At 43.6% G+C, this 26,672-nt stretch carries 24 protein-coding genes; 12 read left to right on the top strand and 12 right to left on the bottom strand.

Features of this window, described 5'->3' with window-relative positions; genetic code table 11:
• Positions 1-24: 24 nt before the first annotated feature.
• On the top strand, positions 25-3,282 hold the full coding sequence (locus tag ABUE36_RS12875; protein WP_161001928.1) for an MMPL family transporter: 3,258 nt from the start codon (positions 25-27) through the stop codon (positions 3,280-3,282).
• Positions 3,283-3,343: 61 nt separating this feature from the next.
• Here the strand turns inward: ABUE36_RS12875 and ABUE36_RS12870 are convergent, their stop codons facing one another.
• On the bottom strand, positions 3,344-3,919 hold the full coding sequence (locus ABUE36_RS12870; protein WP_421016869.1) for an SdpI family protein: 576 nt from the start codon (positions 3,917-3,919) through the stop codon (positions 3,344-3,346).
• Positions 3,920-4,197: 278 nt separating this feature from the next.
• Between ABUE36_RS12870 and ABUE36_RS12865 the strand changes: the two genes are divergently transcribed.
• Positions 4,198-5,547 carry an FAD-dependent oxidoreductase gene (locus tag ABUE36_RS12865; RefSeq protein WP_161001930.1) on the top strand — a complete coding sequence of 450 codons (1,350 nt, stop codon included), beginning with the start codon at positions 4,198-4,200 and terminating at the stop codon, positions 5,545-5,547.
• Between the two features lie 246 nt (positions 5,548-5,793).
• Here the strand turns inward: ABUE36_RS12865 and ABUE36_RS12860 are convergent, their stop codons facing one another.
• Together ABUE36_RS12860 and ABUE36_RS12855 are read right to left on the bottom strand one after the other, a co-directional pair.
• Positions 5,794-5,958, bottom strand: coding sequence for a hypothetical protein (locus ABUE36_RS12860; protein ID WP_161001932.1), 165 nt, complete (start codon positions 5,956-5,958; stop codon positions 5,794-5,796).
• Positions 5,959-6,066: 108 nt separating this feature from the next.
• A complete protein-coding gene (locus ABUE36_RS12855; protein WP_161001933.1) occupies positions 6,067-6,396 on the bottom strand; it encodes a bacteriocin immunity protein in 330 nt (109 codons plus the stop codon).
• 255 nt (positions 6,397-6,651) lie between these two features.
• Between ABUE36_RS12855 and ABUE36_RS12850 the strand changes: the two genes are divergently transcribed.
• The 9 genes from ABUE36_RS12850 (at position 6,652) to ABUE36_RS12810 (ending at position 15,276) form a co-directional block, all read left to right on the top strand.
• Positions 6,652-7,581, top strand: coding sequence for an IS30-like element ISLpl1 family transposase (locus ABUE36_RS12850; protein WP_096109805.1), 930 nt, complete (start codon positions 6,652-6,654; stop codon positions 7,579-7,581).
• Positions 7,582-7,790: 209 nt separating this feature from the next.
• A complete protein-coding gene (locus ABUE36_RS12845) occupies positions 7,791-9,686 on the top strand; it encodes an endonuclease MutS2 (RefSeq protein WP_421016868.1) in 1,896 nt (631 codons plus the stop codon).
• Between the two features lie 100 nt (positions 9,687-9,786).
• Complete coding sequence (locus tag ABUE36_RS12840) at positions 9,787-10,257, top strand: phage tail protein (protein WP_161001935.1); 471 nt, start codon at positions 9,787-9,789, stop codon at positions 10,255-10,257.
• Positions 10,258-10,358: 101 nt separating this feature from the next.
• Entirely contained in the window at positions 10,359-11,996 is a 1,638-nt protein-coding gene (locus tag ABUE36_RS12835) for a hypothetical protein (RefSeq protein ID WP_421016867.1), read from the top strand.
• A gap of 167 nt (positions 11,997-12,163) precedes the next feature.
• Positions 12,164-12,397: a type II toxin-antitoxin system HicA family toxin gene (locus tag ABUE36_RS12830; RefSeq protein WP_421016866.1), complete on the top strand. Its 234-nt coding sequence runs from the start codon at positions 12,164-12,166 to the stop codon at positions 12,395-12,397.
• A gap of 2 nt (positions 12,398-12,399) precedes the next feature.
• Positions 12,400-12,795, top strand: a complete 396-nt coding sequence (locus ABUE36_RS12825) for a type II toxin-antitoxin system HicB family antitoxin (RefSeq protein ID WP_017260911.1) — start codon at positions 12,400-12,402, stop codon at positions 12,793-12,795.
• Between the two features lie 124 nt (positions 12,796-12,919).
• The gene (locus tag ABUE36_RS12820) at positions 12,920-13,798 is read left to right on the top strand and encodes an ATP-binding cassette domain-containing protein (protein WP_421016865.1); all 879 of its coding nucleotides are present in this window, start codon (positions 12,920-12,922) and stop codon (positions 13,796-13,798) included.
• On the top strand, positions 13,795-14,481 hold the full coding sequence (locus ABUE36_RS12815; RefSeq protein WP_421016864.1) for an ABC transporter permease subunit: 687 nt from the start codon (positions 13,795-13,797) through the stop codon (positions 14,479-14,481). Before ABUE36_RS12820 ends, ABUE36_RS12815 begins: the two co-directional genes overlap by 4 nt.
• Before the next feature lie 105 nt (positions 14,482-14,586).
• Positions 14,587-15,276 (top strand): hypothetical protein, encoded by a 690-nt coding sequence (locus ABUE36_RS12810; protein ID WP_421016863.1) that lies wholly within the window; start codon positions 14,587-14,589, stop codon positions 15,274-15,276.
• Between the two features lie 67 nt (positions 15,277-15,343).
• On the opposite strand, the gene ABUE36_RS12805 is transcribed toward ABUE36_RS12810, so the two are convergent.
• From ABUE36_RS12805 to ABUE36_RS12765, 9 genes are all read right to left on the bottom strand, one after another.
• A complete protein-coding gene (locus tag ABUE36_RS12805) occupies positions 15,344-17,530 on the bottom strand; it encodes a Tex family protein (RefSeq protein ID WP_421016862.1) in 2,187 nt (728 codons plus the stop codon).
• Between the two features lie 485 nt (positions 17,531-18,015).
• Complete coding sequence (locus ABUE36_RS12800; RefSeq protein ID WP_421016861.1) at positions 18,016-18,279, bottom strand: zinc ribbon domain-containing protein; 264 nt, start codon at positions 18,277-18,279, stop codon at positions 18,016-18,018.
• 86 nt (positions 18,280-18,365) lie between these two features.
• A complete protein-coding gene (sfsA, locus tag ABUE36_RS12795) occupies positions 18,366-19,121 on the bottom strand; it encodes a DNA/RNA nuclease SfsA (protein ID WP_421016860.1) in 756 nt (251 codons plus the stop codon).
• A gap of 97 nt (positions 19,122-19,218) precedes the next feature.
• Positions 19,219-20,685, bottom strand: a complete 1,467-nt coding sequence (locus tag ABUE36_RS12790; protein ID WP_421016859.1) for a CotH kinase family protein — start codon at positions 20,683-20,685, stop codon at positions 19,219-19,221.
• A 20-nt stretch (positions 20,686-20,705) separates the two neighbouring features.
• Positions 20,706-21,278: a TetR/AcrR family transcriptional regulator gene (locus tag ABUE36_RS12785; protein ID WP_421016858.1), complete on the bottom strand. Its 573-nt coding sequence runs from the start codon at positions 21,276-21,278 to the stop codon at positions 20,706-20,708.
• A 51-nt stretch (positions 21,279-21,329) separates the two neighbouring features.
• Complete coding sequence (locus ABUE36_RS12780) at positions 21,330-22,004, bottom strand: DUF4956 domain-containing protein (RefSeq protein ID WP_421016857.1); 675 nt, start codon at positions 22,002-22,004, stop codon at positions 21,330-21,332.
• The gene (locus ABUE36_RS12775) at positions 21,986-22,732 is read right to left on the bottom strand and encodes a VTC domain-containing protein (protein ID WP_421016856.1); all 747 of its coding nucleotides are present in this window, start codon (positions 22,730-22,732) and stop codon (positions 21,986-21,988) included. The genes ABUE36_RS12780 and ABUE36_RS12775 overlap by 19 nt, the downstream gene beginning before the upstream one ends.
• Positions 22,733-22,944: 212 nt before the next feature.
• On the bottom strand, positions 22,945-23,874 hold the full coding sequence (locus tag ABUE36_RS12770) for an IS30-like element ISLpl1 family transposase (protein WP_096109805.1): 930 nt from the start codon (positions 23,872-23,874) through the stop codon (positions 22,945-22,947).
• Between the two features lie 315 nt (positions 23,875-24,189).
• Complete coding sequence (locus ABUE36_RS12765; RefSeq protein ID WP_421016853.1) at positions 24,190-26,190, bottom strand: ATP-binding cassette domain-containing protein; 2,001 nt, start codon at positions 26,188-26,190, stop codon at positions 24,190-24,192.
• A 179-nt stretch (positions 26,191-26,369) separates the two neighbouring features.
• Here ABUE36_RS12765 and ABUE36_RS12760 point away from each other — a divergent pair, with 179 nt between their 5' ends.
• Complete coding sequence (locus ABUE36_RS12760) at positions 26,370-26,618, top strand: TetR/AcrR family transcriptional regulator (RefSeq protein WP_421016855.1); 249 nt, start codon at positions 26,370-26,372, stop codon at positions 26,616-26,618.
• Positions 26,619-26,672: the final 54 nt, after the last annotated feature.

The raw sequence follows: 26,672 nt of genomic DNA, 5'->3' as shown, positions 1-26,672 counted from the left end.
AGGTTTTAGGAGGTTAGAGAGAACATGAAGTGGATGACTAAAAATCACGTTTGGGGATTATTAGGGTGGCTGGTCGTTTTAGTGGTTGCCATCATGATGACGCCTGACACGGGGAAGCTGGTGGCCGACAAGGGCCAAATTAAGATTCCTAGTACATATCAAAGTGTCCGCGCTACGCAGATGCAAAAAAAGTGGGGTAGCGATCAGAAAAATACGACGGCAGTTGTCGCGGTGTTCAGTAATGGTGATGACAAACTGACGCCCGCACAGAATGCTGCGATTGATCGAACTATTGATAAGCTAAAGTCCGATAAGTCAAAGTATCAGATTAAGGGCATTACAACTGCTCAAGACAGTGCTACCGCTAAACAACAATTGGTATCTAAAGACAAGACAACGCAGCTGGTTCAGTTAAACGTTAAGTTGAGTAAAACGCACACGCGAAGTTTAATCCGTGATCAATTGACGAAAGCGGTTAAAACGAGCGGTGTGAAAACCTATGTCACTGGTTCAGATATTTTGAACCAAGACTTTTCGGATGCCACTCAGGCTGGGGTGCGAAAGACTGAAGTTATTGCGGCGATTTTCATTTTCGTGGTGTTACTGTTAGTCTTCCGTTCACCGATCACACCGATTATTTCTTTATTAACCGTCGCAGTATCGGGCCTGGTATCCATTAGTGTGGTTACCAACTTGGTCCAGCACTTCAACTTTCCGTTTTCAAACTTTACGCAAGTGTTCATTATCATTGTGCTGTTTGGGATTGGGACGGACTACAACATTCTCCTATACAATCAATTTAGGCAGGAAATGGCGCATGGCAAGAATCCGCATGATGCAACTGCCAGTGCGATCAAGATCGGTGGTCGGACCATTCTATATTCTGGATTATCCGTATTAATCGGGATGTCCGTGTTGGCGTTTGCCAAGTTCTCCCTGTATCGTTCGGCGGTCGGCATTGCCGTTGGGGTCGTTGTGTTACTGGCAGTTTTGCTCACACTGAACCCGTTCTTTATGACCGTTCTCGGGCCAAACATGTTCTGGCCGGTTCGTAAGTCAGCTGGTGAAGGTGACAGCAAGCTGTGGCACGCGCTCGGCAGTACGGCCATGATTCGTCCGATTTTGACGCTAGTTGTGATGGCGATCGTGATGGTTCCGTTAGCCTTAATGGGCCACGGTACGTTGGATTATGACAATACCGTTGAAATTGGTGACAATGTCCCTGCCAAACGTGGTTTTCAAGTGGTTCAAAAACACTTTTCAAAGGGGACTGCTGAACCGACAACGATTTACATTCAGAGTGATCACCGTTTGAACAACGAACAGTCGCTTCAAATTATCGATCGTTTGACCAAACAATTGCAGAATTCGGCCGGCGTTAAAACGGTTTTGTCCGCATCGCAGCCTGGTGGATCAGCCATTAAGGCACTGTACGTTCGCAACCAGATGGCAACGGTCACCAGTGGTTTAACTAAGTCACAACAAGGGCTGGATAAAATTAATAGTGGTCTGGGATCAGCAAAACAACAGTTGGACGGTGCTAATATCAGTGGTGGCGTTGATTCTGCTAATCAGTTAGCGTCTGGTTCGCAACAGGTTGCTGCTGGGACATCAACCTTGAGTTCCGGAATTAACCAAGTGACCCAAGGTGTGAATGAACTGAACGCACAGCTTCAAAATAGTACTAGTGGCAGTCAACAGGCACAGTTGCAACAGTTAACGACGTCATTACCACAATTGAATCAGGCCATCAGTAGTTTGAACGATCAGGTTAACGCTGCCTCAACTGGTTCGACCAGTGGCGTGACGAATTCCCTGACTAGCATCGGTAGTTCCGCCAGTGATATTGGCAGTCAACTAGGTGCCATTCAAAATGCGATGAAGGGCATCAGCACGCCAAATGTTAACGCCGGTCAGTTAGTTGCAGCAATGCAGGGCCAAGGTGCTAACTTAAACGCTCAGCAGCAACAAGTTGTCACAGCGACGATTGATGCCGCGCTGAAACAGCAGAGTCAGGCCAGTGCTGGTTTGCAACAAACATTGGCAGGTTCATTAAGCAAAATTGGTGCTGATGCGCAAAACATTGGTAGCAGTGATCAATCCGTTGCTAGCCAATTACAGAGCTTGCAAGGGTCAACGCAGCAATTGCAACAAGCTGTTAGTCAGTTGAACACAGCCTCGAATCAAGTATTGCCGGCGTCTGCGACAGCAATCACGCAGTTGAGCGGTGGTCTCTCACAATTGAGTAGTAGCACCAATCAGTTAGCCAGTGCGATGGGTACGATCAATGGCAATACTGGTCAACTAGTCAGTGGCGCTAACCAAGTTGCGAGCGGAAACCAAGAAATGGCTTCGAAACTGTCACAACTTGGCGGTCAAACAGCTAGTTTGTCCAATGGCTTAGGCACCGCGACAGACGGGCTCAGCAAGATTTCCGCTGGTTCAGGTCAGGCAAATAAGTACTTGAGTGGTTTGCAACATGCCAGCGCAGCGGAAACCTACTATATTCCAGCTGCGCAGTTAAAGAGCAAAACGTTTGCCCCAGTCCTTAAAACGTACTTCTCGCCGGATCGCAAGATCACGAAGATGACGGTCATTCTTAAGGACGATCCAAGCTCACAGACTGCGATGAAACGTTTGCCACGGTTGGAAGGCATCGTTCGTGGCGCTCTTAAAGGAACATCGATGAATAATGCCAAGGTTGCGTTTGGTGGTAGTACCTCGCAAACCAATGATATCAATGAAATGGCGGCTGGAGACTTCAGTCGTACCGCCATCATTATGTTAGCTGGCATCTTCATTGCGTTGATGTTTGTAACCCATTCATTGGTTCAACCAATCGCGATTGAGGGAACCTTGTTGATTGCTTACAGTGGCGCAACGAACATCGTACACTGGCTGGTGAAGGCCTTCCTAGGTCAAAGCATGCTGACCTGGAACACACCATTCTTTGCCTTCATTATGTTGGTTTCACTGGGTGTTGATTACAGTATCTTCCTCATGGCGAAGTACCGTGAGTTCCTGCATCAGCCGATTTCGACCGATGCTAAGATGCTCAAAGCTACGACAATTATTGGAACCGTGGTTATTTCAGCGGGAATTATCCTGAGTGGAACATTCGCAGCACTGATTCCGTCTGGTGTGATGACGTTGATTCAAGTGGCGCTAGTAGTGATTGTCGGGATCCTGTTACTAGTTATTTTGATTCCGATTATCATGCCAGCAGTGATGAAGATTACGTATCCAACACCGGAGTCACGGTTGAATGATGATCAAAAATAAAATATGTTATGTGGATTGGAAAAAGGAGGCAGCTCTCAGCTTGAGAGTTGCCTCCTTTTCGTTATCGTTGTGGTGTTTTTGGTTGCGAGGGTAGGTAAGCGTAACCGACTGTCAACACAACAGCGATGATGACGGTCGTTAGCATGATTGTTGCGGTATTAGCTGGCCATAAATTACCGAAAATAATAATTGAGTACCCTGCTACCGCCAGAAGCCAACCGCCGAAGTAATTCACTTTATGCCACATTTCAGGTGACCTGTAGGTTGGTGGAATGCGAATGCCCATCAGATGATTTTGTGGTATGAATAGACTGCCAACGCCAATTAAGAAAAATAGTATGCCGATGCCAGTTGCCAAACTTGGTTTTAGGAAACTTGGCCAAATAGCGAAAATTAATAGTAATAAATCAAAACTCAACGTGTAATTTGTCGGAACCTCTAATCCCTTTGCAAAATTAGTTTGATGATTATCCATCCAAATAGCGCCGATACTTGTGAGAGCGGCCCCAATGACCAAGATGCCCATTAGCGGTAGTAATGTTTGTTTAGTTGATCTAAATAACAGAAAAATAGCTAGTAAACCATAGATGACAATTAGTGTGATGAAACTTGCTCGTTTTTGTAGAAGTTTTCGCATATCCATGACCTCTCTGGTATGGTGTGACGTAGTATTTTCAGCGCTAGTATACGACAAAAAGCGAAATAGCAGTTGGAAAAGTTTCACTACAAAGATGGATTTTATAACACGCCCTGAATTAATTTCACAAAGTGTTTTTAAACGTTTTGATGAGAACAAACAACGCTTGTGAAGAAGCGCTATATCAGAGTGTAAGCGTTGACATTTACTAGTAGTATGGTTAAATTAAATTGTACACAATATAAAAACAATAACTAGAAATTTTGGAGGCCTTCACCATGAAAGTAATCATCGTTGGTGCTACACATGCAGGTACGTTTGCCGCTCAACAGATTTTGACTGAACATCCGGATTATGACGTCACAGTTTACGAACGAAACGATAATTTGTCCTTCTTGTCCTGTGGGATTGCTTTGTGGGTTGGAGGTCATGTATCAGACCCAGACAAAATGTTCTATTCAAGTCCAGAAGCCTTAGCCAAACTTGGTGCAGATATGGAAATGAAGCATGATGTTACCGACATCGACACGGATAATCAGACCGTTACTGTTAAGGATTTGGAATCAGGCGAAGTTAGCGAGGTCGCTTACGATAAACTGGTCGTTACAACTGGTTCATGGCCCGTTATTCCGCCAATCGACGGGATTGATAACAAGAATGTTTACCTATGTAAGAACTGGACGAACGCTAACGAATTGAAGAACTTGGCTGGCAAAATCAAGAGTGCTGTTGTGATTGGTGCTGGCTACATTGGTGCGGAACTGGCAGAACAATATGCACTGACGGGTAAGCAAGTGACCTTGATCGATGGTTTGCCACGAGTTTTGGCGAAGAACTTTGATAAGGACATCACGGACCGTGTGGAAAAAGAATACACGGATCACGGTGTCAAACTGGCACTGGGCGAAATGGTAACTGGTTTCAGCGGGGATGATCAAGTAACGGTCACCACTGACAAGGGCAGTTACACCGCGGATATCGCCATTTTATGTACTGGATTCCGTCCACACACGGAATTGATGAAGGGCAAGGTCGACATGTTGCCAAACGGTGCTATTGTGACCGACGAATACATGCAGACGAGCTTACCAAACGTCTTTGCAGCCGGTGATTCAGCTGCCGTTCACTATAACCCAACGCACAAGAATGATTACATTCCATTGGCTACTAATGCGGTTCGCCAAGGCATTCTAGTTGGTCACAACATCGAAAAGCCAACGGTTAAATACCTTGGTACACAATCGTCATCAGCCGTTGAGTTGTTTGGCAAGACGATTGCTGCATCAGGTTTGACGACAGAGGGCGCCAAGGCTCGCAACGTTAATGTGGACTCTGTGACAATTGAACAGGATTATCGCCCAGACTTCATGTTAAGCACGACACCAGTTCAATGTAGCTTAACATGGGATCCTGAAACACACCGTGTCCTTGGCGGTGCCTTCTACAGTGACCACGATGTTTCACAATCAGCTAATGTCATTTCAATGGCCATCCAAACGGAAATGACCATTGAAACCTTATCCATGGTTGACATGCTGTTCCAGCCAAACTTTGATCAGCCATTAAACTGGATCAATGCGGTTGCAATGGCCGCGGTTGCTAAGGCTAACGAGAAAGTAACGAACTAATTTTATGAAATAAAAGAAACTGATTCATTATCAGGGCTTAAGACTAAGGCCATGATAGTGAATCAGCTTTTGTGATTACCTTTGAAAATTGTGTAATATCCTAGAACTTCCAACAAGATTGCAAAGTATGCAGCCTGAACAATGACATTATCGAAACCAATGACAAAAGTACCAAATAACGCGATAAAAACAGTGATGAGTACCAGCAAACGTAGTATGAAATCTTTTATCTTCATTTTCTGGGCCTCATTCATCGTCAAAGATGGTGTAATAACCAAACATTTCGGCCAAAATGGTGATATAAGATAACTGGACGATTAGACTATTGTTTCCAATAAACAACGTGCCGAAGATTGTTGTTAGTGCTGTCACCAAAATGAGTAGATTTAAAACAAGCGCCTTTTTTGTCATAATTAGACCTCGTTTCATTGAGAGTAGTTAAATTGTACAAAATGATTATATTTGAACATTGTTTTACTACGATCAACAAAATAAGGGTACTAATTTGTTTCGAACTGTTTAGTTACTTGGCCAAGTATTGACTGTATTAAAATTATTCAAACCTTGCCAAGCTGATTTAGGTTGTGCGGCATCACCGATCTTTTTAAGAGCCGCGCCTTCATCGGCAGTTAGCTTGAGATGATCAGCCAAGCACATCGTGTTGATGTTCTGATAGACAGAGCGTGCTTCGTTTTGTGGCGTCTGTTGTTGATGGGCCAGCTTTTTGCTGGATTGATCGATGATTTCTAATAAGTGTTGGCGATTGTTCTCTTGCTCGTTAGCAGTGGCAACAGCCCGTTTGAATTCACTGAAAAGGCCGAGGATGGTTTCTTTATCGTTAGTTGGCATAGTTATTCCTCCTGTGAATATTATGTATGATTAATGATTCAATAATAATGTACCACTGAGAGCCTAGATCATGCCAGTTGTAGTTATACGTGACGTGTGTTACCGTATTTGTATCAATTAAAACGAGGTTGGGCTGTATGAGTGTGATTAATCTTTAGTAGATTGTAAAATTAATCCGAACGCTGTTCGGACAAAAAAGATCAGCTTCCTTTAAAATGGTGTTTACAACAAACCCATCTTTTAGGAGCTGATCTTTTGTCTAGTATAACCTATTCCGAACGAATTAAAATCGAAACCTTTTGTGAACTAGGGCTGTCCAATATCCAAATGGGCGTTCGGCTGAACCGATCACCGTCAACAATTTCTTATGAATTATCTCGATGTCAACCTTATCAGGCTGAATTAGCACAAACAGATGCCGAATACAAGCGATCACGATGTGGTCGGAAAACTAAGCTGAGCGATGAGTTAAAGCAAACAATTCTCAACCATTTACATCTAAGCTGGTCACCAGGAATGATTGCTCACGAATTTAAACTAGCGACTAAATCTATTTATAATTGGCTAAATCAGGGGAGAATTGGTTTCTCCTTGAATGATCTACCTGAACATGGCGTACGCCAACGGCGTAACGTTGACCAACGATCCAAATATAATCAATCTTTGGGGCGATCGATTGAACAGCGTCCCATGATGATTAATCAACGTAATCGCATCGGTGATTTTGAACTAGATACCGTCGTTGGCCCTCGTGGGCATAGTAAGGCAGTTTTATTAACTTTAATCGATCGCAAATCACGGTTCCTTTGGGCATATCGGTTAAAGGACCGAACGACAGCGAGTGTTAATGAAGCACTGACTAAGTTCCTAACAACTTTTAATGGACCGGTGCACAGTTTTACTGTGGACCGTGGTACTGAGTTTAGTGGGCTAGTATCATTTGAATCACAATATGGTATTAAGACCTATTACTGTCATGCTTATACGCCAGCTGAACGTGGTAGTAATGAACGCTTTAATCGGAATTTACGTTATTTTTATCCTAAGGGGACTCGTTTTGAGCACATTAGTGCTCAAGATTTAACGACGACGTTACTCCAAATTAACCAGAGACCGCTTAAAATACTTGACTGGAAAACACCGTATCAGGTTATGCTGACCAATTTGTCCAAAAATTCGGATTAAATTTGCAATCTACCTTTAGTAACTAGTTTTTGAACGAACCCGAAACAAGGGTTAGTTTGTGCTGGACTAAAGGTTAGGACACTCGCACGCCAAACAAAATGGAGTCAATTCATGATGGAGACCGTGTGAGTTGCTGAAACGCAATAAGCACGGTCTTTTTGTGCACTTTTTCCGGCACGAATGCGGAATTGTAGGAGAATCAAACCATCATGAATGAAGAAACTTATCAAAAAACGGACTTTAACGTTATTCGCCAGCAGGTTGCCAAACTTGCGACGAGTGAAGCAGCGCAGACACGTTTGCAACACATGACGATCCTAACGAACTTAGCTGAAGTTCAAGCGTTACAAGCTGAAACGGTTGAGGCTAGGCAGTTACTTGATGCTAATGTGCATTTACCATTTCTAAGTTTGGATACGGTCCAAAATTTATTAACTAAGTTACACCGTGGTTATCTACTGACTGCTGAACAACTCGTGCAAGTTGCTGACTTTGTTCGAGGCAATGCTGATGTAGCGACGGTGCTCAAACGAAATGCCACGATTGCACCGACATTAGCTAGTTACGCGGACGCCTTAACGTCAGTGACCGAATTGGCGGACGATATTTATAACGTGATTCATAACAACCAGGTTATCGATGATGCAACGGGGAATCTGCGAAAGTTGCGGCGCCATCAACGCGATGTTCAGGCACAGGTTCAAGCGGTTGTGCAGAAGGCGAGTCAGCGATACGCACGGATGCTACAGGAACGTTTGCCAGTTACGAAGGCTGATCATCTTGTACTAGCTGTTCAAGCCACGTTTAAAAACCAAGTTCCAGGCATGGTTGTCGGTAGCTCTGCGACGGGCTCGACGATCTACATTGAGCCACAGACGGCTAGCAAACTGAATAGTGAACTGGCCGAAGTTACCAGTGGTGTCGAAGCTGAGGTTTATCAGATCTTGGCCAGCTTAAACGGTCGCGTCAGTGAATATGAAACTACAATCCTACGTAATCTGGACGTCATCACAGCGCTAGATGAAATCATGGCTCGCGGCAAGTACAGTGCATCGATCAATGGCGTGCGACCACGTTTGAATGAACGTGATCAAGTGAGAATCGACGAAGGCCGTCATCCACTATTGGGCGAACATGCGGTACCACTATCTGTCCGGTTGGGATATGACCATCGTGGTTTGATTATTACCGGGCCAAACGCCGGTGGGAAGACAGTTGTGCTAAAGACGATTGGCCTCTTCATCATCATGGCGCAGTGTGGATTACAAGTACCAGCTGCCGACACAACTGAATTACCGATTTTGCAGCAGATGTTTGCTGACATCGGAGATGACCAGAGCATTGAGAATGCGTTGAGCACTTTCTCGAGTCATTTGACTAATTTAACGGCCATCACGAATGCGATTAAACCACATAGTTTAGTCCTGCTCGACGAAATTGGTAGCGGAACTGAGCCGAATGAGGGGGCAGCACTGGCTATTGCGGTGATTGAATATCTGTATCAGCATGGCGCACTCGTCGTTGTCACAACACACTATGGTGAAATCAAACGGTATGCTCAGCAGCATCCTGCCTTTACCACTGCGGCGATGGCGTTTGATGAAGCGACTTTGATGCCGAAATATCAGTTATTGATGAATGAGGTCGGCGATAGTAATGCCTTTTGGCTGGCTCGTCGTTTGAAATTAAATCCAAACATTATCCAGCAAGCAGATCATTATCTAACCGACCATGATTATCGGACGGATATCTACCAGATGAAGGCCGTCCAACACGTTGAAAAACGTGAGCAAATTACTTATGCACAAGGGGACCGGGTGCGTCTGAACACGGATGGTCGTCAAGGACTCGTCTATGCTCAAGACAAGCGGGCTGAGACGGTGACTGTTTATGTGGATGATCAGTTTGAAACGATTCCGGAACGGCGGTTAACTCGACTAGGTAAAGCGGCCGATTTGTATCCGGCAGGGTATGATATGACGCGGCTATTTAAGAAGTACGATGACTATAAGTTCCAGCGGGATCTGGATCGTGGTTCAATGAAGGCGCAGAAGAAGTTGGATAAACAGATGCGGCAGCTACAAGATGATTGGCGCCAGTCATAATTCTAAATTGACGCGGTCGTAAAACTGTCAATCAGTCCGAAACGGCGATAAACTATGAGCATGATTTATTTTAAAAACATCATTTAATGAGGTTATGTAAATGGCATATAAAGTTGATTTTAAAGAAGTTTCACCAGTTGGTTTGGAAAGTTCACCGGTCGCCGATGCACTGGCAGGTTTGCGAGCAAATGAGGCCCGTTATTTCTGGAACAAATATAAGTTTGAATACGTGACCTACCCAGCCAGTGAAAAGCAGGAAGAAGTAGCCTGGTTTGAAAAGCTAATTAAGGCGGAACGCGATTTAACATTCAGTGAGAAACTGTTAGAAGTCGCCGTTTATGAAGACGATGATCTTTACTGGCCAGAATTTTACTTTGAAAACGGCATGGTATTGAACGTGCTGTATGAGAAAAAGGGTGAAAAGCCAAAACGTGCCGTTGGTATCAAGTTAGCAGTTGGTGCACCAGTACCACCTGAGTTGGAAGGCAAATTTAAGTTTGCTCATCAACGTTCTAAGCTAGCAGGCGAAATTCGAGGCAGCTTCTTTAAGGTAAAACAAACTTGGTTGTAGAAAATCACACATCAATAACGGATTCTCATGTGGTGTTCATTTTGTCTTCACTTTAACTATGGTAAGATACCAACGTTATTTTTAATTTTGGGGTGAACATTGTGGACTATCGTGAATCATTAATGGCACAAGGAAGTCAGCATCAACGAACGGCTGGCTTCTATGGTTGGGCCAGAGAACACCGGCAACTCTGGTTATGGTTAACGTTTGTACTCGTCGCCATAGCAGTGGAGCTGCCGTTTTTATTGAATAATCACCTGTTCGGCGGGTGGGACCAACAATTCCACGTCAATCGTATCGAAGAACTGTATCTCTCTGCTAAAAATGGCGTATGGCATAACGCGATTAGCACATACACATTTCGTGGGTCTGGTCTTGGTATTCAAATCTTTTATCCATATGTCTTTCTGTATCCGTATGCGATATTGAGGTTGGTCGGTCTGCCAGGGATTATGGCGTTGTACCTAGGCAATGCTTTTTATATCGTCGCAAGTTGCTGGATTTCATACTGGTGTATGCGCGTATTTCTAAAACTGCGAGCAGCACGGCGGCCAATCTCTGGAGCGTGGTTATTCGCCATCTTGTATAACCTTTCTGGCTACATGGTCTTTAATGAAACAGTGCGTTTCGACTTACCCGAAGCACAATCAATGATGTGGTATCCCATCTTATTTTTGGGCTTATACCTCACACTGACTGAACACCGACGTGGCTGGTTGTTGACAACGCTGGGTGCGACGATGCTTGTATACACGCACGTCTTGTCAGCTTTGTTGGCAGCTGGGATGGTCGTTGTCGTTCTAGCAATTGGTTGGCACTACCTTAATCGGTGGCAAACATGGCTGGATTTAGTACTCACAGCAGTGGCAACCGGCCTACTGAGTTTGCCAGAGCTACTGGGGATGCTTGGTACCACGAAACAAGTAACGGTGGCCTCACCGTTGATCGGATCGTTGGCAAAACAGGCTATTTCATCCTTCGTCGCAGTCGTCTTTGGTCTTGGCAATGTCACGAAAACGGGCTTGTTGACGCACGGCGTGACCTTGGGCACGATTGTCTTATTGGCACTTGTGGCGCTATGGATCGGTTTTCGTCATCTTGATCGGTTTGGCAAAACACTGGCGATTTTAAGCACGGTTCTGTTCTGGATGACGACAAAACTCTTTCCATGGCGTTTTCTGGAACATACGCCGATCAACCTAATTCAGCATCCATGGCGGTTTTACACGTTTATCAGTTTCTTCGTCCTAGTCGCTTTTGTGCTCCTCGTTGATCGTACGCAATTACGTTTCAACTGGCAGGGCTGGATTGTTGGCTTGTCACTGTTACTCACGATGGTGACCGGATTCGTCTACGCTGGTGTATCATCGCTGAAAGTGAGTGCCGATAGCTATGAACAGTTTGCAACGGATGCGAATTATTTCGATTACGCGCCCAAACGTAGTGTGCCTCGTCTGAAAGCTATCTATGCACATCAGGCAGTGGTCTTTGAAGACGGCAAAGCCATTAGTCATCCACATGTGAAAATGACTGCACAGCCTAATGGGATGACCATTCGGTTGCCAAAAACAGCAAGTGGTCACCAGGTAGACTTACCGGTTTTTAACTACGGCAGTCAGCATTATGTGGTAAAAACGGATGATGCCAAAGGATTGCATGTGAGCGTCTCTGAACGTGGGACGGTACAGGTTCACGTGCCTGAGGGTGCAAAGAGAGTTTCTATTGAGTACCATAAATAAAAGTTTGCTGAGTGCTGTTCAGAAATGGACAGCACTTTTTTATTGCCCAGACGAAAATGTTGATCAAATTACGTATGTTTAGATATGAATTAAAAATAGCCTCAATACGTGCTTAAATAATTGAAAAACAAACGTGTAGTACGTATAATCTGAAAGAAGATTAAATTATGACATCACTATCTAAATTTCCACAAACGGGTCGAGAATTGATCAGATTATTAAAACAATATGGTTGGCAGGATGCATTAGGTGCTGACCACGGTGATCACCACTTCATGACGCGACAGTATCAACGTACAAAGATTCCTATCAAGATGAGCCCAAGCAAGCTGCCCAAAAGCTACGTTAGGCTGGTTTTGTCTGAGGCGGGGTTAAAAGATTTATTTAAAGGAGGAAAGTAATTATGTCTAAGGATGAAGTATTTTATCCCGCTATTTTTCACCATCAAGAAGACGGTGCTTTCACCGTTAAAGTGCCGGATTTAAAAGGTGCAGTGACGTATGGTAACGATATGATGACAGCGTTTCACAGCGCCCAAGATGTTATTGGCGGCTATTTGTTTTCTGAAAAACACTATCCAGAGCCAACTGATGTCGCTGAAATCCCACTCGTTCCAGGCGACCAACTAGTAATTGTGCCATTGGATCTCAATGAATATCGTAGTCGGGAGCAACAAACCAAAAAGGTGAAGGTGACTGTGACGATTCCTGAAGGTTTACGCGATGAAGCCCGAGAACGGCACATTGTGTTATCGCATGTGCTGACCGAAGGGTTACGCAGAGAACTTGCCAATGACTAAAATTCTGATTTATTTTCAAACGAGGTCAATGGTATGCTTGATGTACTATTAGTGAAACATGTTATATAAGTGATAATAGACAACCTAGAATCTGCTATTCTAGGCTGTTTTCATATTTAGGGGGATGCAAGTGGAAATTCAATTAGACAATTTAGGGATGAAATTTGGTCAGATACAAATATTTTCTGGATTGAGTGCAACGCTTAAATCAGGTGGTCTCATTGGTTTATTGGGACCAAATGGTGCCGGAAAGTCGACACTTATAAAAATATTGACGACTTTAGTCAAACCGACAAGCGGGGATGTTCGATTTGACGGGCAGAGCATTGTTCGCAAGCCGGGACGGATGCGACAAGTACTAGGTTATTTACCTCAGCAAGTGCCGTTTTACCCCAATTTAACGGCCAATGCATACTTGGCATATATTGCGAATATTAAGGGAATGTCACGCAGAGATGTTCAGACACAAATTCACGCGTTATTGGAAAAAGTGAATCTTGAAAACACTGGTAATAAACAATTGAAAGATTTTTCAGGCGGCATGCAGCAACGGATTGGAATTGCTGCAACATTGCTGAATGATCCGCTGGTTATTATAGCTGATGAACCTTCGACCGGATTAGATCCCGAAGAACGTGTAGCTTTAAGAACTTTATTGGCTGAACTGGCAAGGGAACGATTGGTTATTATTTCGACCCATATCGTCTCAGATATTGAAGCGATTGCTGACGATCTGCTCATTTTAAATCAGGGGCATTTTATGTATCATGGCTCACCTAACGAATTGTTGAGGCGGAGTGACGGATACGTTTGGGAATACCCAATGTCTGAGCGTGGACAGGTTTCAAATGATGAAGCTTCGCTAGTTTCTTTAGTTCAAGGAATTGACGGCATTAATGTCAGACAAATCGCTGCCCAAGTTGGCCACTCAGATGCTCATTTAGTTGTTCCAACTCTAGAAGAGGCATACATAGGTGCATTGAACGGGGTGATACCACTATGAGGGCAATCATTGCGGCAACATTCCACGAGAAAAGTCGTCATGCATCATTTTGGGGGATTTGTGTTGCACTCGCTTTTTCTGTTGTTTTCATGTTTCCGAAGAGCTCAGGGGCGATGCGACCGCTTATTATCAATCCCAATACATATGCGCAAGCAAATAATGCGACGTGGATACCAGTCAGTGTGAGTTTCATTATGGGGTTCTTCTTGCCATTGATTGGTGTTGCTTTTCTCAGAGATACGATTGCTCTAGACAGGGTGAATGGTGTCATGACACTTATGATGACGACGAAAGGCAACCGATTAAAATATGTTTTTGGAAAATTCGTAAGTAATTTAGCGTTTTTACTGATTTTTTTACTGACGGTTATGAGTTTTACGCTATTGGGCTCTGGGTTGAAGTATGGCTTTTCGGCAGTTAATATTAGGCAATTTTTGATGCCGTTTGTAATCATTATTCCAGGTTTATGTTTCGTGGCAGCATTGACGTTATTAACTGAAACACTGCCAGGACTGAAAGGCTGGTTTGGCACAACAGGATTATTAGCGCTTATCGCCGTGATCTATGCTTCAGGAACTAGTTATCAGGGAACACCAAGTCATATTCAACGAATCTTCAATTTGTCTGGGAGTCAGTATTTAGTCAGCAATATTAAGACTGCAATTGCCCAAACCTCGGGCTAATCACTAACATTGCTACGTGTGATTGGAAGTTCCACGGCTAAATATACGGGCAAGGTTAATTTAACATTTCCAACGATTCAACTAACGGGTACGGATGTTTTGAATATGGCGATACTTGTTGGTGCTAGCTTGTTGTTGGTTCTGTTGGCCAGCATGTTGATTGAACGACGACCACAACAAAGAACAAAACCGCTACGTTTTAATCGTTCACAGAATCGATTTACGGCACTGATGAAGTTGCCGGGTTATACTCAATTTCGGTTACTAACTGGTACAACACACAGTAGTTGGTTGGCAATGATCTTAATTGTCTGGTTACTGAGATGGAGTGGCAATGCTATGCAGGCAACTCAACGAAATTTACCGCTATTATTTTTGATGTCTGTACCGCTGTTTTCGCAGCTAGGCGTTCTCGGACAGCAAACCGGTGTTAACAGTTTCTTACGCACGATTCCAAACGGAAAATCGAAGGCCCTATTTCAAGAAGGCCTTGCCGGTGTGATATTAGCTGTTGTTTTAATCTTGCCTATTTTGCCCAAGTTGTCGGCAAACTCAGCATTCTTACTAATTATTTGGGGGATTCAACTGGCTTTGGTTGCTCAGACGCTGGGTCTGGTGACAAGTAGTACCCGTGCCATTCAGATGGGGATGATTGCCTTTTTCTATTTCTATTTAAACGGTGCACCTGTATTACCATTAAACGACGACACGTGGATTTTTGCCGCTGTGGTGTATACGATATTAGGTATCACGGCTGTGTTAGTAATGCTAGGCAATTGTCGAGCACATTCATAAACATAGGGACGAAAAAAGGTCTGTCGAAAAGCTCACAATGAGTTTTCTGACAGACCTTAATAGTTATCTATTCTTCATTTGGCTTCAACATCGTTAACTGAATCCGTTGCCGGTTCAAATCAACGGAATCAACCCATACGGTGACGATATCACCAACGGAGACGATTTCAGCCGGATTCTTGACGAACCGTTTTGTTAGTTTGGAAATGTGGACGAGGCCATCGTGTTTCACACCAACATCGACAAACGCACCGAAGTCGATGACGTTGCGGACGGTACCCTGAAGTTCCATACCAGGCTTCAAGTCCTCGATAGTCAATACATCATGGCGTAACAGTGGGGCAGGCATGTCGTCACGTAAATCACGACCAGGCTTAGCTAAACTGTCGAGAATGTCCGTGACTGTTTCTAGACCAGCACCGGTTTCCGTGGCGATGGCGTGCTTGTCCAGCTTAGCAGTAGCTTGTTCAAACTCAGCTGAACCTAAACTATCTACATCAGTGTTCGTCAGCGACAGAATTTCGTTGGCGACAGGGTAACTTTCCGGATGAACATCCGTGTTATCCAAGGGGTTCTTACCACCGATGATGCGCAGGAAACCAACGGCCTGTTCGTAGGCTTTAGGTCCAAGACGAGGCACCTTCTTCAACTGACGACGATCCGTGTAACGGCCATTTTCATTACGGTAGGCGACCACGTTGTTGGCAATCGTTTTATTCAGACCAGAGATGTGTTCCAATAATTCTGAACTGGCGGTGTTGAGGTTAACACCGACTTGGTTAACGGCTGTTTCAACGACGGTATCCAGTTGAGCAGAGAGCTCTTTGTTTGGCACATCGTGCTGATACTGGCCGACGCCGACACTTTCAGGATCGATTTTAACCAGTTCAGCTAATGGGTCTTGCAAGCGACGGCCAATGCTGATGGCACTACGCTGTTCAACGTGTAAGTCGGGAAATTCGTCACGAGCAGCTTGGCTGGCAGAATAAACGGACGCGCCGGCTTCGTTGACAATAACGTATTCGACATCGCGCTTGATGCCTTTTAACACATCACTGACAAAGATTTCCGATTCACGCGAAGCTGTTCCGTTACCAATGGCAATCATTTCTACTTGATATTTTTCAAGAAAATCATGGAATTCACCAGCGGCAGCTGCACGTTTGTTGGCAGGAGCAGGTTTGTGTGGGTAGATGACGAGTTTGTCGAGATACTTGCCATTAGCATCCATGACTGCAAGCTTACAACCAGTCCGGTAGGCAGGGTCGAAACCGAGCACAATCTTGCCTTTCATCGGTGCCTGCATCAGCAGGTGATACAGGTTGGTACCAAACACTTTGATAGCGTGTTCGTTAGCCGCATCAGTCAATTCATTACGCAGCTCACGTTCAATGGCAGGGCCAATAAACCGTTTGTAAGTATCCGCGTAAGCATCTTCAATCACTACCACGGCAGGGCCCTGTCGATGGCCGACAGTCCGAAAGTGAAAGAAGTTCATGATGGCGTCAGTATCAACGTCGAGGCTCACACGCAACACGCCAGCTTTTTCACCACGATTAATGGCTAACGTTTGGTAGGCTGCCATCTTCGTGAAGGGTTGTTCGAATTCGTAATATTGTTGGTAAACGCCGTCTTCATCGGCCTCTTTACCCTTTGACTTAACTGTCGTCGTCAGTTTGGCATGACTACGCGTATAGTCACGGATAAATTCACGGAATGAGGCTTCTTCACTGAAAGCTTCTGACAGGATTTCGTGAACCCCAGCAAGGACGGCGTCAACATCAGGAAGATCCTTATCTGGATTGACGTATTTGGCTGCTTCCGTTTCAACAGATTCCTTATGAAAGCCGAGTAACCATTTGGCAAACGGCATTAAACCGGCCTCTTTGGCGATGGTAGCCTTTGTACGTCGTTTTTGTTTGTAGGGTAGATATAGATCTTCAACTTCCTGAACTGTTGTTGCAGCGGTGATTTGTTGCTGCAGCTTCGGTGTCAGGGCTTTTTGTTCAGTAATACTATTGATGACTTCCGTTTTTCGATTAGCCAGTTTTTCGAAATGGTTCCAAGTATCTTGAACGGTGCGAATCTGCACTTCATCAAGACTGCCAGTCATTTCCTTCCGGTACCGTGAGACAAACGGAATTGTGTTCCCGTCATTCAAAAGGTTAAGCGTGGCAGTAATCTGCCGTGACCGAATGTCCGGTAAGGCATCGGCCACCTGTTTGAGTAAAGTTGAATCAAGTTGGGTTGCCATATTTCCTCCGATTAAATCCTGCGAGTTACAGAGTTAATTATACGTGTTCGTGTCAGACTTTTGAAGAAGTGTTGAGAGGCACTTTCGGTTGTCAACAGTGACACGCTCACCGTGGGACCGGTTCGAGCCTTCTTAAATCCGAAGTCTTTCACCTCGCCATCAAGCCTCGTGGGAAACCGAGTCTTGGTGACCGTCCGTGTTGTAAATCCGAGAGAACCATTCGGATTAACAACATTTTCACGGTTCGGTATCACTGTTGACGCCCTCCTATTGGCTTCACAGCTGTTTTCGTGCGAATAGCATTTAATAGCAGCTTGTAAACTGAATGCAATGCCACAACAGTAACTATTGAAAATAGTGTCTTTAGCCCTAAATTGCACAAAAATAATCCCTTTAAAAATCATCAGACAGGTATCATCTTCGGTGACTTTAAAAGGGATTATTTTCTATACACTAAATTACTTGGTACATTTTCGATAGTTAACTTATTTCCGTTTGCGCCAACGCTCAGTCCGTTTCAATACACCCGGATAGAAGAATTTCATGAAGCGTTTTTTCAGCTTAGACGTATTTAATTGATCAATAATGGCTAGCCCGCGAACTTTCATTTCATTAAATGTAATGGCGGCGTCAATAAATTCACCATCCTGATAACAATGACGACAGTAAATGTTTGAAACACGTTGATTGGCCTCCGTTCCAAACTGGTTCATATGGGGTAAGCCACAACTCTGACAAACATCGTACATAAGCGTATCCCTCATTTCGGTTTAATTGTGACCAAACTATATCATGAGTAACACTTGTTTCTCACCAGATGTGCTTGTTGGACAGATTATTTAATCAAACCCATTTCCACCTGCGGATCGATAAACGGTTCATCGATCCGAAATTCAGCTGGCCGGTGTAATGTCATGACGTTTTCATCAACCTTTGAACAGTAGGCGGCAATTTTAACCCCATGTGGTACGGCCGCCTTGATAGCAGCTGTAAGTTTGGGCGCCATATGATGATTGAGGGTGAGCACGTCAATGTTATCAATTTGGATGACGAAGAAAAGATAGGCCATGTAGCCTTCATCAATCGCATGTTCAAGATTATAAACGTGTTTAACCGCGCGAATCGTTGGTGCATCGGGAAAACCGACAATACCATGGCTTTCTAACGTCGCTCCCTTAGTCTCAACAAAGAACTCTTGTCCGGTACTCGTCGTACCTTTGAAGTCGACACGGGAATCGCCAAACGTCACTTCAGGACGGAATTCAGTAATTGTGCCAGGTAAGTCAGGAAAGGTGAGTAAACCGGCGTCTACCGCTTCCTTAGTTACTTTATTTGGCATGGCACTATCAATGTTTACCCAGAAGTCACCATGGTCAGTGCGTTTGATGACAGAGACCATATCCCAGTGCGTTTTTCGTTCAGGATTCTTGGCTGGCACGATTGAAACGGTTGCGCCGGGAATCAGCAGATCAGCACCGCGACCGGTATTCTTTAGATGAGTTTCAATGGTTTTGCCGTTTCGTTCGACCCTGCACGTAAAGCGACTGGGTCGGTCTACATAATGTGCCAATTGTGCGCCTTCATACTGCATAATAGTGCCTTCTTCCGCATGTTTAACAATGCTGACAATTTTTAATCAATCAGCACTTCAGTCAACAATAGTTTACACCTTAAGCAGGCAGAGTTAGCTATGGGAGTTTGACATCGCTGCTATCGTCATTACGACTGTTTTCTGACTGAGCTTTCGCTGAACTAGCCTTTGCGCGAGAACTTGCTTTTTCGGATTCAGTCGGCGTCGGAGCGACGTAATTGAAGTTCAGTCGTTTGACGTTACTCGTATAGTCGTTGAAAAGTGCGTCGCAGTCCTTAAACTGCCGGTTAACCGAACTGCGAATTTGCATCAAGCTCGTAATTTTCTTGGAGGGAATTCCAGGATTACGTTGGAAGTTATCTTGATAATTAGGGTCACCGACTGTGGTCATGAATGTTGTGAATTCATTATTAACCTTAGTTGGTGTCAGTGTGGATTTGCGTAACTGACGCCAACGCGACTGAACGCGTTCCGGATAGGCTTGGACCACTTGTTGTAGCAGACGATTGCCCTCTGCCGTTTTGAGGTCACCGTGATTCGGATAGTTATGGGATACAGACTCGCCGGACGGATAAATGTGGCGACCATTTTCGTACAGACCCCAAGTAGAATCAAGGTCGTACATGGTGGCATGCCAAATCTGGCCGTTATAAGTGAGCAGTTCAAGATTACGTCCGAGGCCGTCCTGATCGTGAATAAGGTTGGCAAACAGATACATATCAATGACGGAATTAACGTCTAAATATTCAGATGCATGTTGTCTAAACGTTTGCGTGTCGCTGGTATTGACGAAGTGAACCAAGCGTTCAAAGTCTTGTTTTTGTTGACGAGTTAACGCATCAGGCACGTCAGGTGTCCAACCGGTCGCATTGTAGCGAACTTTGTCGGACCAGAACATATCGGCTTTATCCCACTCATTACTACTGATGGCGATGTTAGTGGGATCATGTTTATCTAGTCCCCATAACTTGGCATCCTTGGGTGTGTTAAGCGTGTACAGTCCCCAGCGGTCCCCGTTAACCTTCATTTCGATAGGGAAACCACTGATGGCGCCGTTATTTTGCGAGGCAGCTAACTGTTTTGGTGCACCAGAACGAGTGGCGACCATGTCTGACCATAGTTGTGAATTAACGACGTTACGTGATTGCGTGGCATCAATATAGTTGGCTTTTAACACGTAGCTACTGTGTTTTTTCCACCCCGGTGCAGCTCGCCACTTTAGTTTGTGTTTTAGTGACTTATCTTTATAAAACTTAATCTTCCAGTTTTTCTGTGGGTAGCGGCGTGAACTTTGACCCTGCCACTTCATGGTGGCGTAACCTTCTTCTTGAACACCCGTTTTACGGTCTTTAAACGAAAAATGAACGGTAGGATTCTTATCGACCGTTTGAGAGACAGCACCCTTGATTTTGACGCGCGGTAATCGCTCGACCTTTTGTCGTGAGCCAAGCGGCAATTGACGCGTGGAATTAAAATGAAGCCACGTAAACGTGCCCACCAGCAAAATAATAATGAGACTAATTAAGCTGATGAGTGCGACACGTGGTCTGCGTTTCTTTAACATGGTGCGAAACCCTCCGTGATTTATTTCGATCCATTGGGGATGACTTGAGTAACCACATCAATAAGGTCGCTCAGGTCTGCTTCAGCGTTAACACTTTGTGGGAAGAAACCGTTAAATGACAGTTTGGCGTATCCAAATAGGGTACTCAAAAAGAACCGCATCATTCGTTCACGTTCCTGCTCGTCAGCAATCATTGGCGTTAAAATGTCGCGCAGAATATTTACGATTGCGCCAGCTGGTGCGTCTTCGAGTTTGAGTGGTGAACGAAAGCCGTGATGTTCCGTCGTTAACATTTCCTGAAAGGATGGATGATCTTGAGCAAACGAAAATAGTGTAATGGCGAAAACCTTAAGCGCATCCTTACCAGATACAGGGACGAGCTTAGTGTAGAGTTCATATTCAACGAGCTGACGGCCGTAATCAGCAACACCCGCTTTTAGATCATCCAGACTTGGAAAGTAGTGGTATAACGTTTGCGGTTGTACACCCAAATGACGGACCATGCCGCGTAGAGATAACTTTTGCAGACTGCCTTGTTCGGCAACGTGGTAGGCCTCCGTGACAATGTAGTCGCGTGATAGTGCTTTTTTCATAACTGTTCTCCTTGGTACTTCCTCATGAAACGGTGATTCCTAACCTAAATATTAAAGCGAGTTGTTGCTAGTAACGTCTGTCCGCATGGAAATCTCAAGATTGCCATTGCGTTCCCGTAAGGCGTCAATAAAGGCTTTTTGTTGATCTGGTTTCTTAAGTACAAGTCGATATTGCAGTTCAAACAGACTCCCCAAATTCGTCGTTCGAACATTATCGAGGGTAACTTCTTTCGCATAACGGTCAAAGATGGCATCGAATTCATGCTCATAATCCAAATTTTCCGGTACAGTGATTTTCATCAACCGTTCGTTTTGATTGCTGGCACCAAAGTCGAGCATCGTGTACAGCAGCATCGCTAAACTGACGACGATGGTGAAAAATGTGGCATAAAGTAGGTAACCACGTCCTGTTGCCAAACCAATCGTCATGGCAAAGAAGATGGTGACCATTTCCCGAGCATTACCCGGTGCTGATCGGAAGCGCACCAGGCTGAAGGCCCCAGCAACAGTGATCCCGGCGCCTAGATTGCCGTGGACAATCATAATGATGGATTGCACTAAGATTGGTAGCAGGGCAATTGAGAAAATAAAGTGTTTAGAATAGTGATTTCGATACATATAAACAAAGGCGATGATAAGACCAAGTACCAACGTGACTAGTGTGGTAATAAGAATCTGTTCAAACGTCACAAGGTGGTGTTTAGGCCCTAAATAACTGATAAGCATTGTTGCCCTCCCTGAATCCCGTATTTGTAAATTAATCCGTATTTTGAGAATGGCTGTGGATAAAGCTTGAGAGAAGCAAATAACTGGCTCCACTCAAAGGGCAGCGCTTGCGGTAGCTTAAGTTCCATAACAACCATGCCCGATGCCAGCAATGGTACTCCGTGATTGTTGTTGATTAAATTGACATTGCGGGAGCGCCAGCGAATATTTTCATCAAAGGTCAAACGTAAACCGTCGGCGGTGCTGTAGGCAGTGCGTTCGTAAATGACAGCCGTTTGTCGAGTTAATGTATGCGAGTGCGTGAAACGGTCAATTTCGCGTGCGTTCATATCATCGTTACGACTGATGCTGCCACTGTTACTGGCAAGATAACGGTGAGCCTGGTTATAAGGCAGGGTAACGCGCCGTTTGTAAGTGATACCGTTGACCTTTTTCTTTAATTCCACAAAGGCCGGTTGATGATGATCGACTGGGTCACCATAAGCACGCAAACGTAATTTCTCACGATACTTACTGTTGTCGAGCTGTCGGCGAGCAAACATGTAATCTTCGGTATCGTAATACAGTGATGAAATCGTCTGTTTACCATATTGATCCATGCGAATTTGATCGCCCAATTTTTTAAGAAGTTGTTGATAGGTGGACTGATCCATGACATATTTTTGTTCATGGCGTTCAAACACCATTGGCACCGCACTTTTTTGTGGTGCCGCCAGGTTGGCGAGCATGTTAAGGCCTCCTTGAATTGTGCCGTTGTCTAATTTTTTAAAGATAATTCAGGCTGTGATTTTAGTATGTAATCCGCCGATAAACGGACTTTTTTTGAGTAATTACTCATACAATCGATACAGTATATCATCGTTGTCGAACACTGTACACAAGAATGAGACACCTGTGCTAATTTGTCTTATCAATTTTAATTAATTGGTAGATTGCAAATTTAATCCGAATTTTTGGACAAATTGGTCAGCATAACCTGATACGGTGTTTTCCAGTCAAGTATTTTAAGCGGTCTCTGGTTAATTTGGAGTAACGTCGTCGTTAAATCTTGAGCACTAATGTGCTCAAAACGAGTCCCCTTAGGATAAAAATAACGTAAATTCCGATTAAAGCGTTCATTACTACCACGTTCAGCTGGCGTATAAGCATGACAGTAATAGGTCTTAATACCATATTGTGATTCAAATGATACTAGCCCACTAAACTCAGTACCACGGTCCACAGTAAAACTGTGCACCGGTCCATTAAAAGTTGTTAGGAACTTAGTCAGTGCTTCATTAACACTCGCTGTCGTTCGGTCCTTTAACCGATATGCCCAAAGGAACCGTGATTTGCGATCGATTAAAGTTAATAAAACTGCCTTACTATGCCCACGAGGGCCAACGACGGTATCTAGTTCAAAATCACCGATGCGATTACGTTGATTAATCATCATGGGACGCTGTTCAATCGATCGCCCCAAAGATTGATTATATTTGGATCGTTGGTCAACGTTACGCCGTTGGCGTACGCCATGTTCAGGTAGATCATTCAAGGAGAAACCAATTCTCCCCTGATTTAGCCAATTATAAATAGATTTAGTCGCTAGTTTAAATTCGTGAGCAATCATTCCTGGTGACCAGCTTAGATGTAAATGGTTGAGAATTGTTTGCTTTAACTCATCGCTCAGCTTAGTTTTCCGACCACATCGTGATCGCTTGTATTCGGCATCTGTTTGTGCTAATTCAGCCTGATAAGGTTGACATCGAGATAATTCATAAGAAATTGTTGACGGTGATCGGTTCAGCCGAACGCCCATTTGGATATTGGACAGCCCTAGTTCACAAAAGGTTTCGATTTTAATTCGTTCGGAATAGGTTATACTAGACAAAAGATCAGCTCCTAAAAGATGGGTTTGTTGTAAACACCATTTTAAAGGAAGCTGATCTTTTTTGTCCGAACAGCGTTCGGATTAATTTTACAATCTACTAATTGATGAGTTAACGTGAGAATGTATCAGCGGATTCAGCTGCGGTTTGAAATAAGACAAAATACTCTGAGAAACCCTATTAGGGCCTCTCAGAGTAAAAAACGTTTAATTAAAGTTGAGAGTCTGGAACAGAATTCTTTTCATTTATTTAAAACATCTAGGTTTGTTTACCTTTGGTACTTTTTGATTTCATTTGCTCTTAAAAATTGTATTTAATTAATCCGCAGATAGCGCATCAATTGGATTTAAAGCTGCTGCATGTCGGGCTGGAAGCCAAGCAGCAATCAAAGAGATAATTAACGCAATTACAAAGACGGATACTACATTGGTAACACTAATCTGTACAAATGCGTATGCGGCAATAGATTTAATGAATATATTTGCGATTGCTCCGATACCTAAGGCTAAAATAGTGGCGAGGCTTGCGCTTAAAACACCAATAATCAATGACTCGCTAATGAACATCCGCCGAATATCTCGTTTGCTTTCACCGAGCGCTCGTAGAATACCAATTTCCTTGGTTCTATCGGATACGGACATATACATAGTGACAATAATCATTAGAGCGGAAACTAAAAGTGAAATTCCTGCGATGATAGCCAATAGCAGTGAGGCTAAGTTCACATAGGTTTGCACCTTATCAATGATGCTAGTAATGGCAGTGGCCGAATATAATCGTTTACCGTCTGATTTAACATGATTAATTTTCTGGGTTACACCTTTGACTGAATCTAGTGAGTTGATTTTCAGGGATAAGGAAGAGGAGTCTGTATTAACGTTTGCCTGTTTCATTGCCTTAGTTAGCGTTTTTGTATTGACGGCGTTAACGGAAGAGATACCACTACTACTCTTCCCAATTCCAGAGACCTTGGCCTTAAATTTTACGTTTACTAATTTGCCGGTTCTGTCCATTGTTTGATAGTTCAGAGTAATAGATTTTCCGATTAATTTCGAAGGATCAGGTTTTGACAATTTTTTGGCAACTGCCTTTTTATCTATGATGACTTCTCCAGCTTTAGGTTGTTTTCCTTGTGTAATGGATGAAGAAGATTGTGACTGAGTCCAGTTAGACATCGATGCAACTTTCGTAGACTTTCCTTGGTAATCAATTTTGATGTTTGACAAATTGTATGTCTTTTCTACTGAAGAGACGTGCTTTAAAGCACTAAGTTGGTCAATTTGTTTTTTACTGAAATTCTTAACAGTTTGTGAGGCGCCCATTGAGGGAGAACTTCCATTTCCCATTGCTGCGGTTGGACTTGGCGCGGCACTTGGATCCATTTTTGCGTAACGGGAGACGGTAATAACTTGAGGATTGGTCATTTTTGTGATCTGGTTACTAATGTATCCACTTATTCCATTGCCAAGACCGGAAAAAAGCATTACCGCAAATAGACCAATGGTGGTGCCAAGCACAATAAGTGAGTTTCTACCTAAATGAAAACGAAAATGCTTAAATGCAGTTCTAAGGCTAACGCTAAAGGGAAGAAGTCTGGATCTTAATTTTGAAGGTGACTGTTTTGGCGTATAAGGTGATTTAATTTCTGTGTTGTCAACAATTTTCCCATCAGCTAAACGAACAATCCTAGTTCCGGCATCTGCTACATGTTGGGAGTGGGTAACAGTAATAACCAATCGCCCTTCCTGTGCAATGGAATTAAGCATCTCTAAAACTTCTTCGGTATTTTGAGCGTCCAACGCGCCAGTTGGTTCATCAGCAATAATTACTTTTGGATCACTGGCAAGAGCTCGCGCAATTGCGACTCGTTGTTTTTGTCCACCAGATAATTGATTTGGATACTTGTAGGCGTGCTCTGATAGGCCAACACGATCCAACAAGTTTAGTGCACGTTTTTCCCGTTGTGACTTATCTAGAGTGGTCATATCCAAAGACAACTGTACATTGTCTAAAACAGTCAAATGACTGATCAGGTTGTATGATTGGTAAATATAACCGATTGTATCTCGGCGATATGCGTCAAGCTTTTTTTCCTGCGAATGATCTAATTTACGCCCATCAACAGTGACGGACCCTGTGAATTCTCGATCCAGTCCTCCGATAATGTTCATCAAAGTGGACTTACCGCCGCCGGACTCCCCTAAAATTGACACGAATTCACCAAGTTCAAAATTTAAATTAATTCCATTAAGAACTGGAAATTCCTCTTTACCCAAATAATACGATTTATGAATATTACTCAATTGTAAATATGACATTTATTTCCTCCATAATTTTTAAAAAGTATAACAAAACTGAAAAATATTAAACTTTTTTCACGAAACTAACTGTATATGTTTCATAATTAGATGTCAATAAAAGTTTAATATTCTGAAAATATGTTATACTTTTTGAGGAACAAAAATGAATTACTTGATTGAGTCCTACAAGGAGATCTATGAAAAGAAATGAAAAAAAAGCAGTCAATCGCAATAAGATTATTGCCGCTGCGTATTCACTCATGCTTCATAATGGTTTTCAAAAAACTAGCGTCAGAGATGTCAGTCGTGAATCTGGTATTTCTTTAGTGACAATGTATAAATATTTTCCAAGTAAGGATGAACTTGTACATGCTGTGATCCTTCAAATGGTTCGTGAAAGTATAGTTCATTCACAAGATGTACTAGAGTGTAAAAGGCACCCGTAAAATGTAGGAAAACGGCAGGTTAGAACTGTTGGTTTTCCTACATTTTTTGTATCA

Source organism: Furfurilactobacillus cerevisiae (genome assembly GCF_048961765.1).
Taxonomy (GTDB): Bacteria; Bacillota; Bacilli; order Lactobacillales; family Lactobacillaceae; genus Furfurilactobacillus; species Furfurilactobacillus milii_A.
Note: the sequence above shows the minus strand (reverse complement) of the source record. Positions and strands in the feature narration are given on the sequence as shown.

Coding starts and splice junctions, on each gene's coding strand:
- ABUE36_RS12800 (WP_421016861.1), bottom strand. CDS start 18,279: ATGTACGATGTTTGTCAGAGTTGTGGCTTACCCCATATGAACCAGTTT.
- ABUE36_RS12775 (WP_421016856.1), bottom strand. CDS start 22,732: ATGCTCGCCAACCTGGCGGCACCACAAAAAAGTGCGGTGCCAATGGTG.
- ABUE36_RS12830 (WP_421016866.1), top strand. CDS start 12,164: ATGACATCACTATCTAAATTTCCACAAACGGGTCGAGAATTGATCAGA.
- ABUE36_RS12760 (WP_421016855.1), top strand. CDS start 26,370: ATGAAAAGAAATGAAAAAAAAGCAGTCAATCGCAATAAGATTATTGCC.
- ABUE36_RS12815 (WP_421016864.1), top strand. CDS start 13,795: ATGAGGGCAATCATTGCGGCAACATTCCACGAGAAAAGTCGTCATGCA.
- ABUE36_RS12855 (WP_161001933.1), bottom strand. CDS start 6,396: ATGCCAACTAACGATAAAGAAACCATCCTCGGCCTTTTCAGTGAATTC.
- ABUE36_RS12840 (WP_161001935.1), top strand. CDS start 9,787: ATGGCATATAAAGTTGATTTTAAAGAAGTTTCACCAGTTGGTTTGGAA.
- ABUE36_RS12825 (WP_017260911.1), top strand. CDS start 12,400: ATGTCTAAGGATGAAGTATTTTATCCCGCTATTTTTCACCATCAAGAA.
- ABUE36_RS12790 (WP_421016859.1), bottom strand. CDS start 20,685: ATGTTAAAGAAACGCAGACCACGTGTCGCACTCATCAGCTTAATTAGT.
- ABUE36_RS12860 (WP_161001932.1), bottom strand. CDS start 5,958: ATGACAAAAAAGGCGCTTGTTTTAAATCTACTCATTTTGGTGACAGCA.
- ABUE36_RS12845 (WP_421016868.1), top strand. CDS start 7,791: ATGAATGAAGAAACTTATCAAAAAACGGACTTTAACGTTATTCGCCAG.
- ABUE36_RS12780 (WP_421016857.1), bottom strand. CDS start 22,004: ATGCTTATCAGTTATTTAGGGCCTAAACACCACCTTGTGACGTTTGAA.
- ABUE36_RS12785 (WP_421016858.1), bottom strand. CDS start 21,278: ATGAAAAAAGCACTATCACGCGACTACATTGTCACGGAGGCCTACCAC.
- ABUE36_RS12865 (WP_161001930.1), top strand. CDS start 4,198: ATGAAAGTAATCATCGTTGGTGCTACACATGCAGGTACGTTTGCCGCT.
- ABUE36_RS12810 (WP_421016863.1), top strand. CDS start 14,587: ATGGCGATACTTGTTGGTGCTAGCTTGTTGTTGGTTCTGTTGGCCAGC.
- ABUE36_RS12765 (WP_421016853.1), bottom strand. CDS start 26,190: ATGTCATATTTACAATTGAGTAATATTCATAAATCGTATTATTTGGGT.
- ABUE36_RS12805 (WP_421016862.1), bottom strand. CDS start 17,530: ATGGCAACCCAACTTGATTCAACTTTACTCAAACAGGTGGCCGATGCC.
- ABUE36_RS12820 (WP_421016865.1), top strand. CDS start 12,920: ATGCAAGTGGAAATTCAATTAGACAATTTAGGGATGAAATTTGGTCAG.
- ABUE36_RS12875 (WP_161001928.1), top strand. CDS start 25: ATGAAGTGGATGACTAAAAATCACGTTTGGGGATTATTAGGGTGGCTG.
- sfsA (WP_421016860.1), bottom strand. CDS start 19,121: ATGCAGTATGAAGGCGCACAATTGGCACATTATGTAGACCGACCCAGT.
- ABUE36_RS12870 (WP_421016869.1), bottom strand. CDS start 3,919: ATGCGAAAACTTCTACAAAAACGAGCAAGTTTCATCACACTAATTGTC.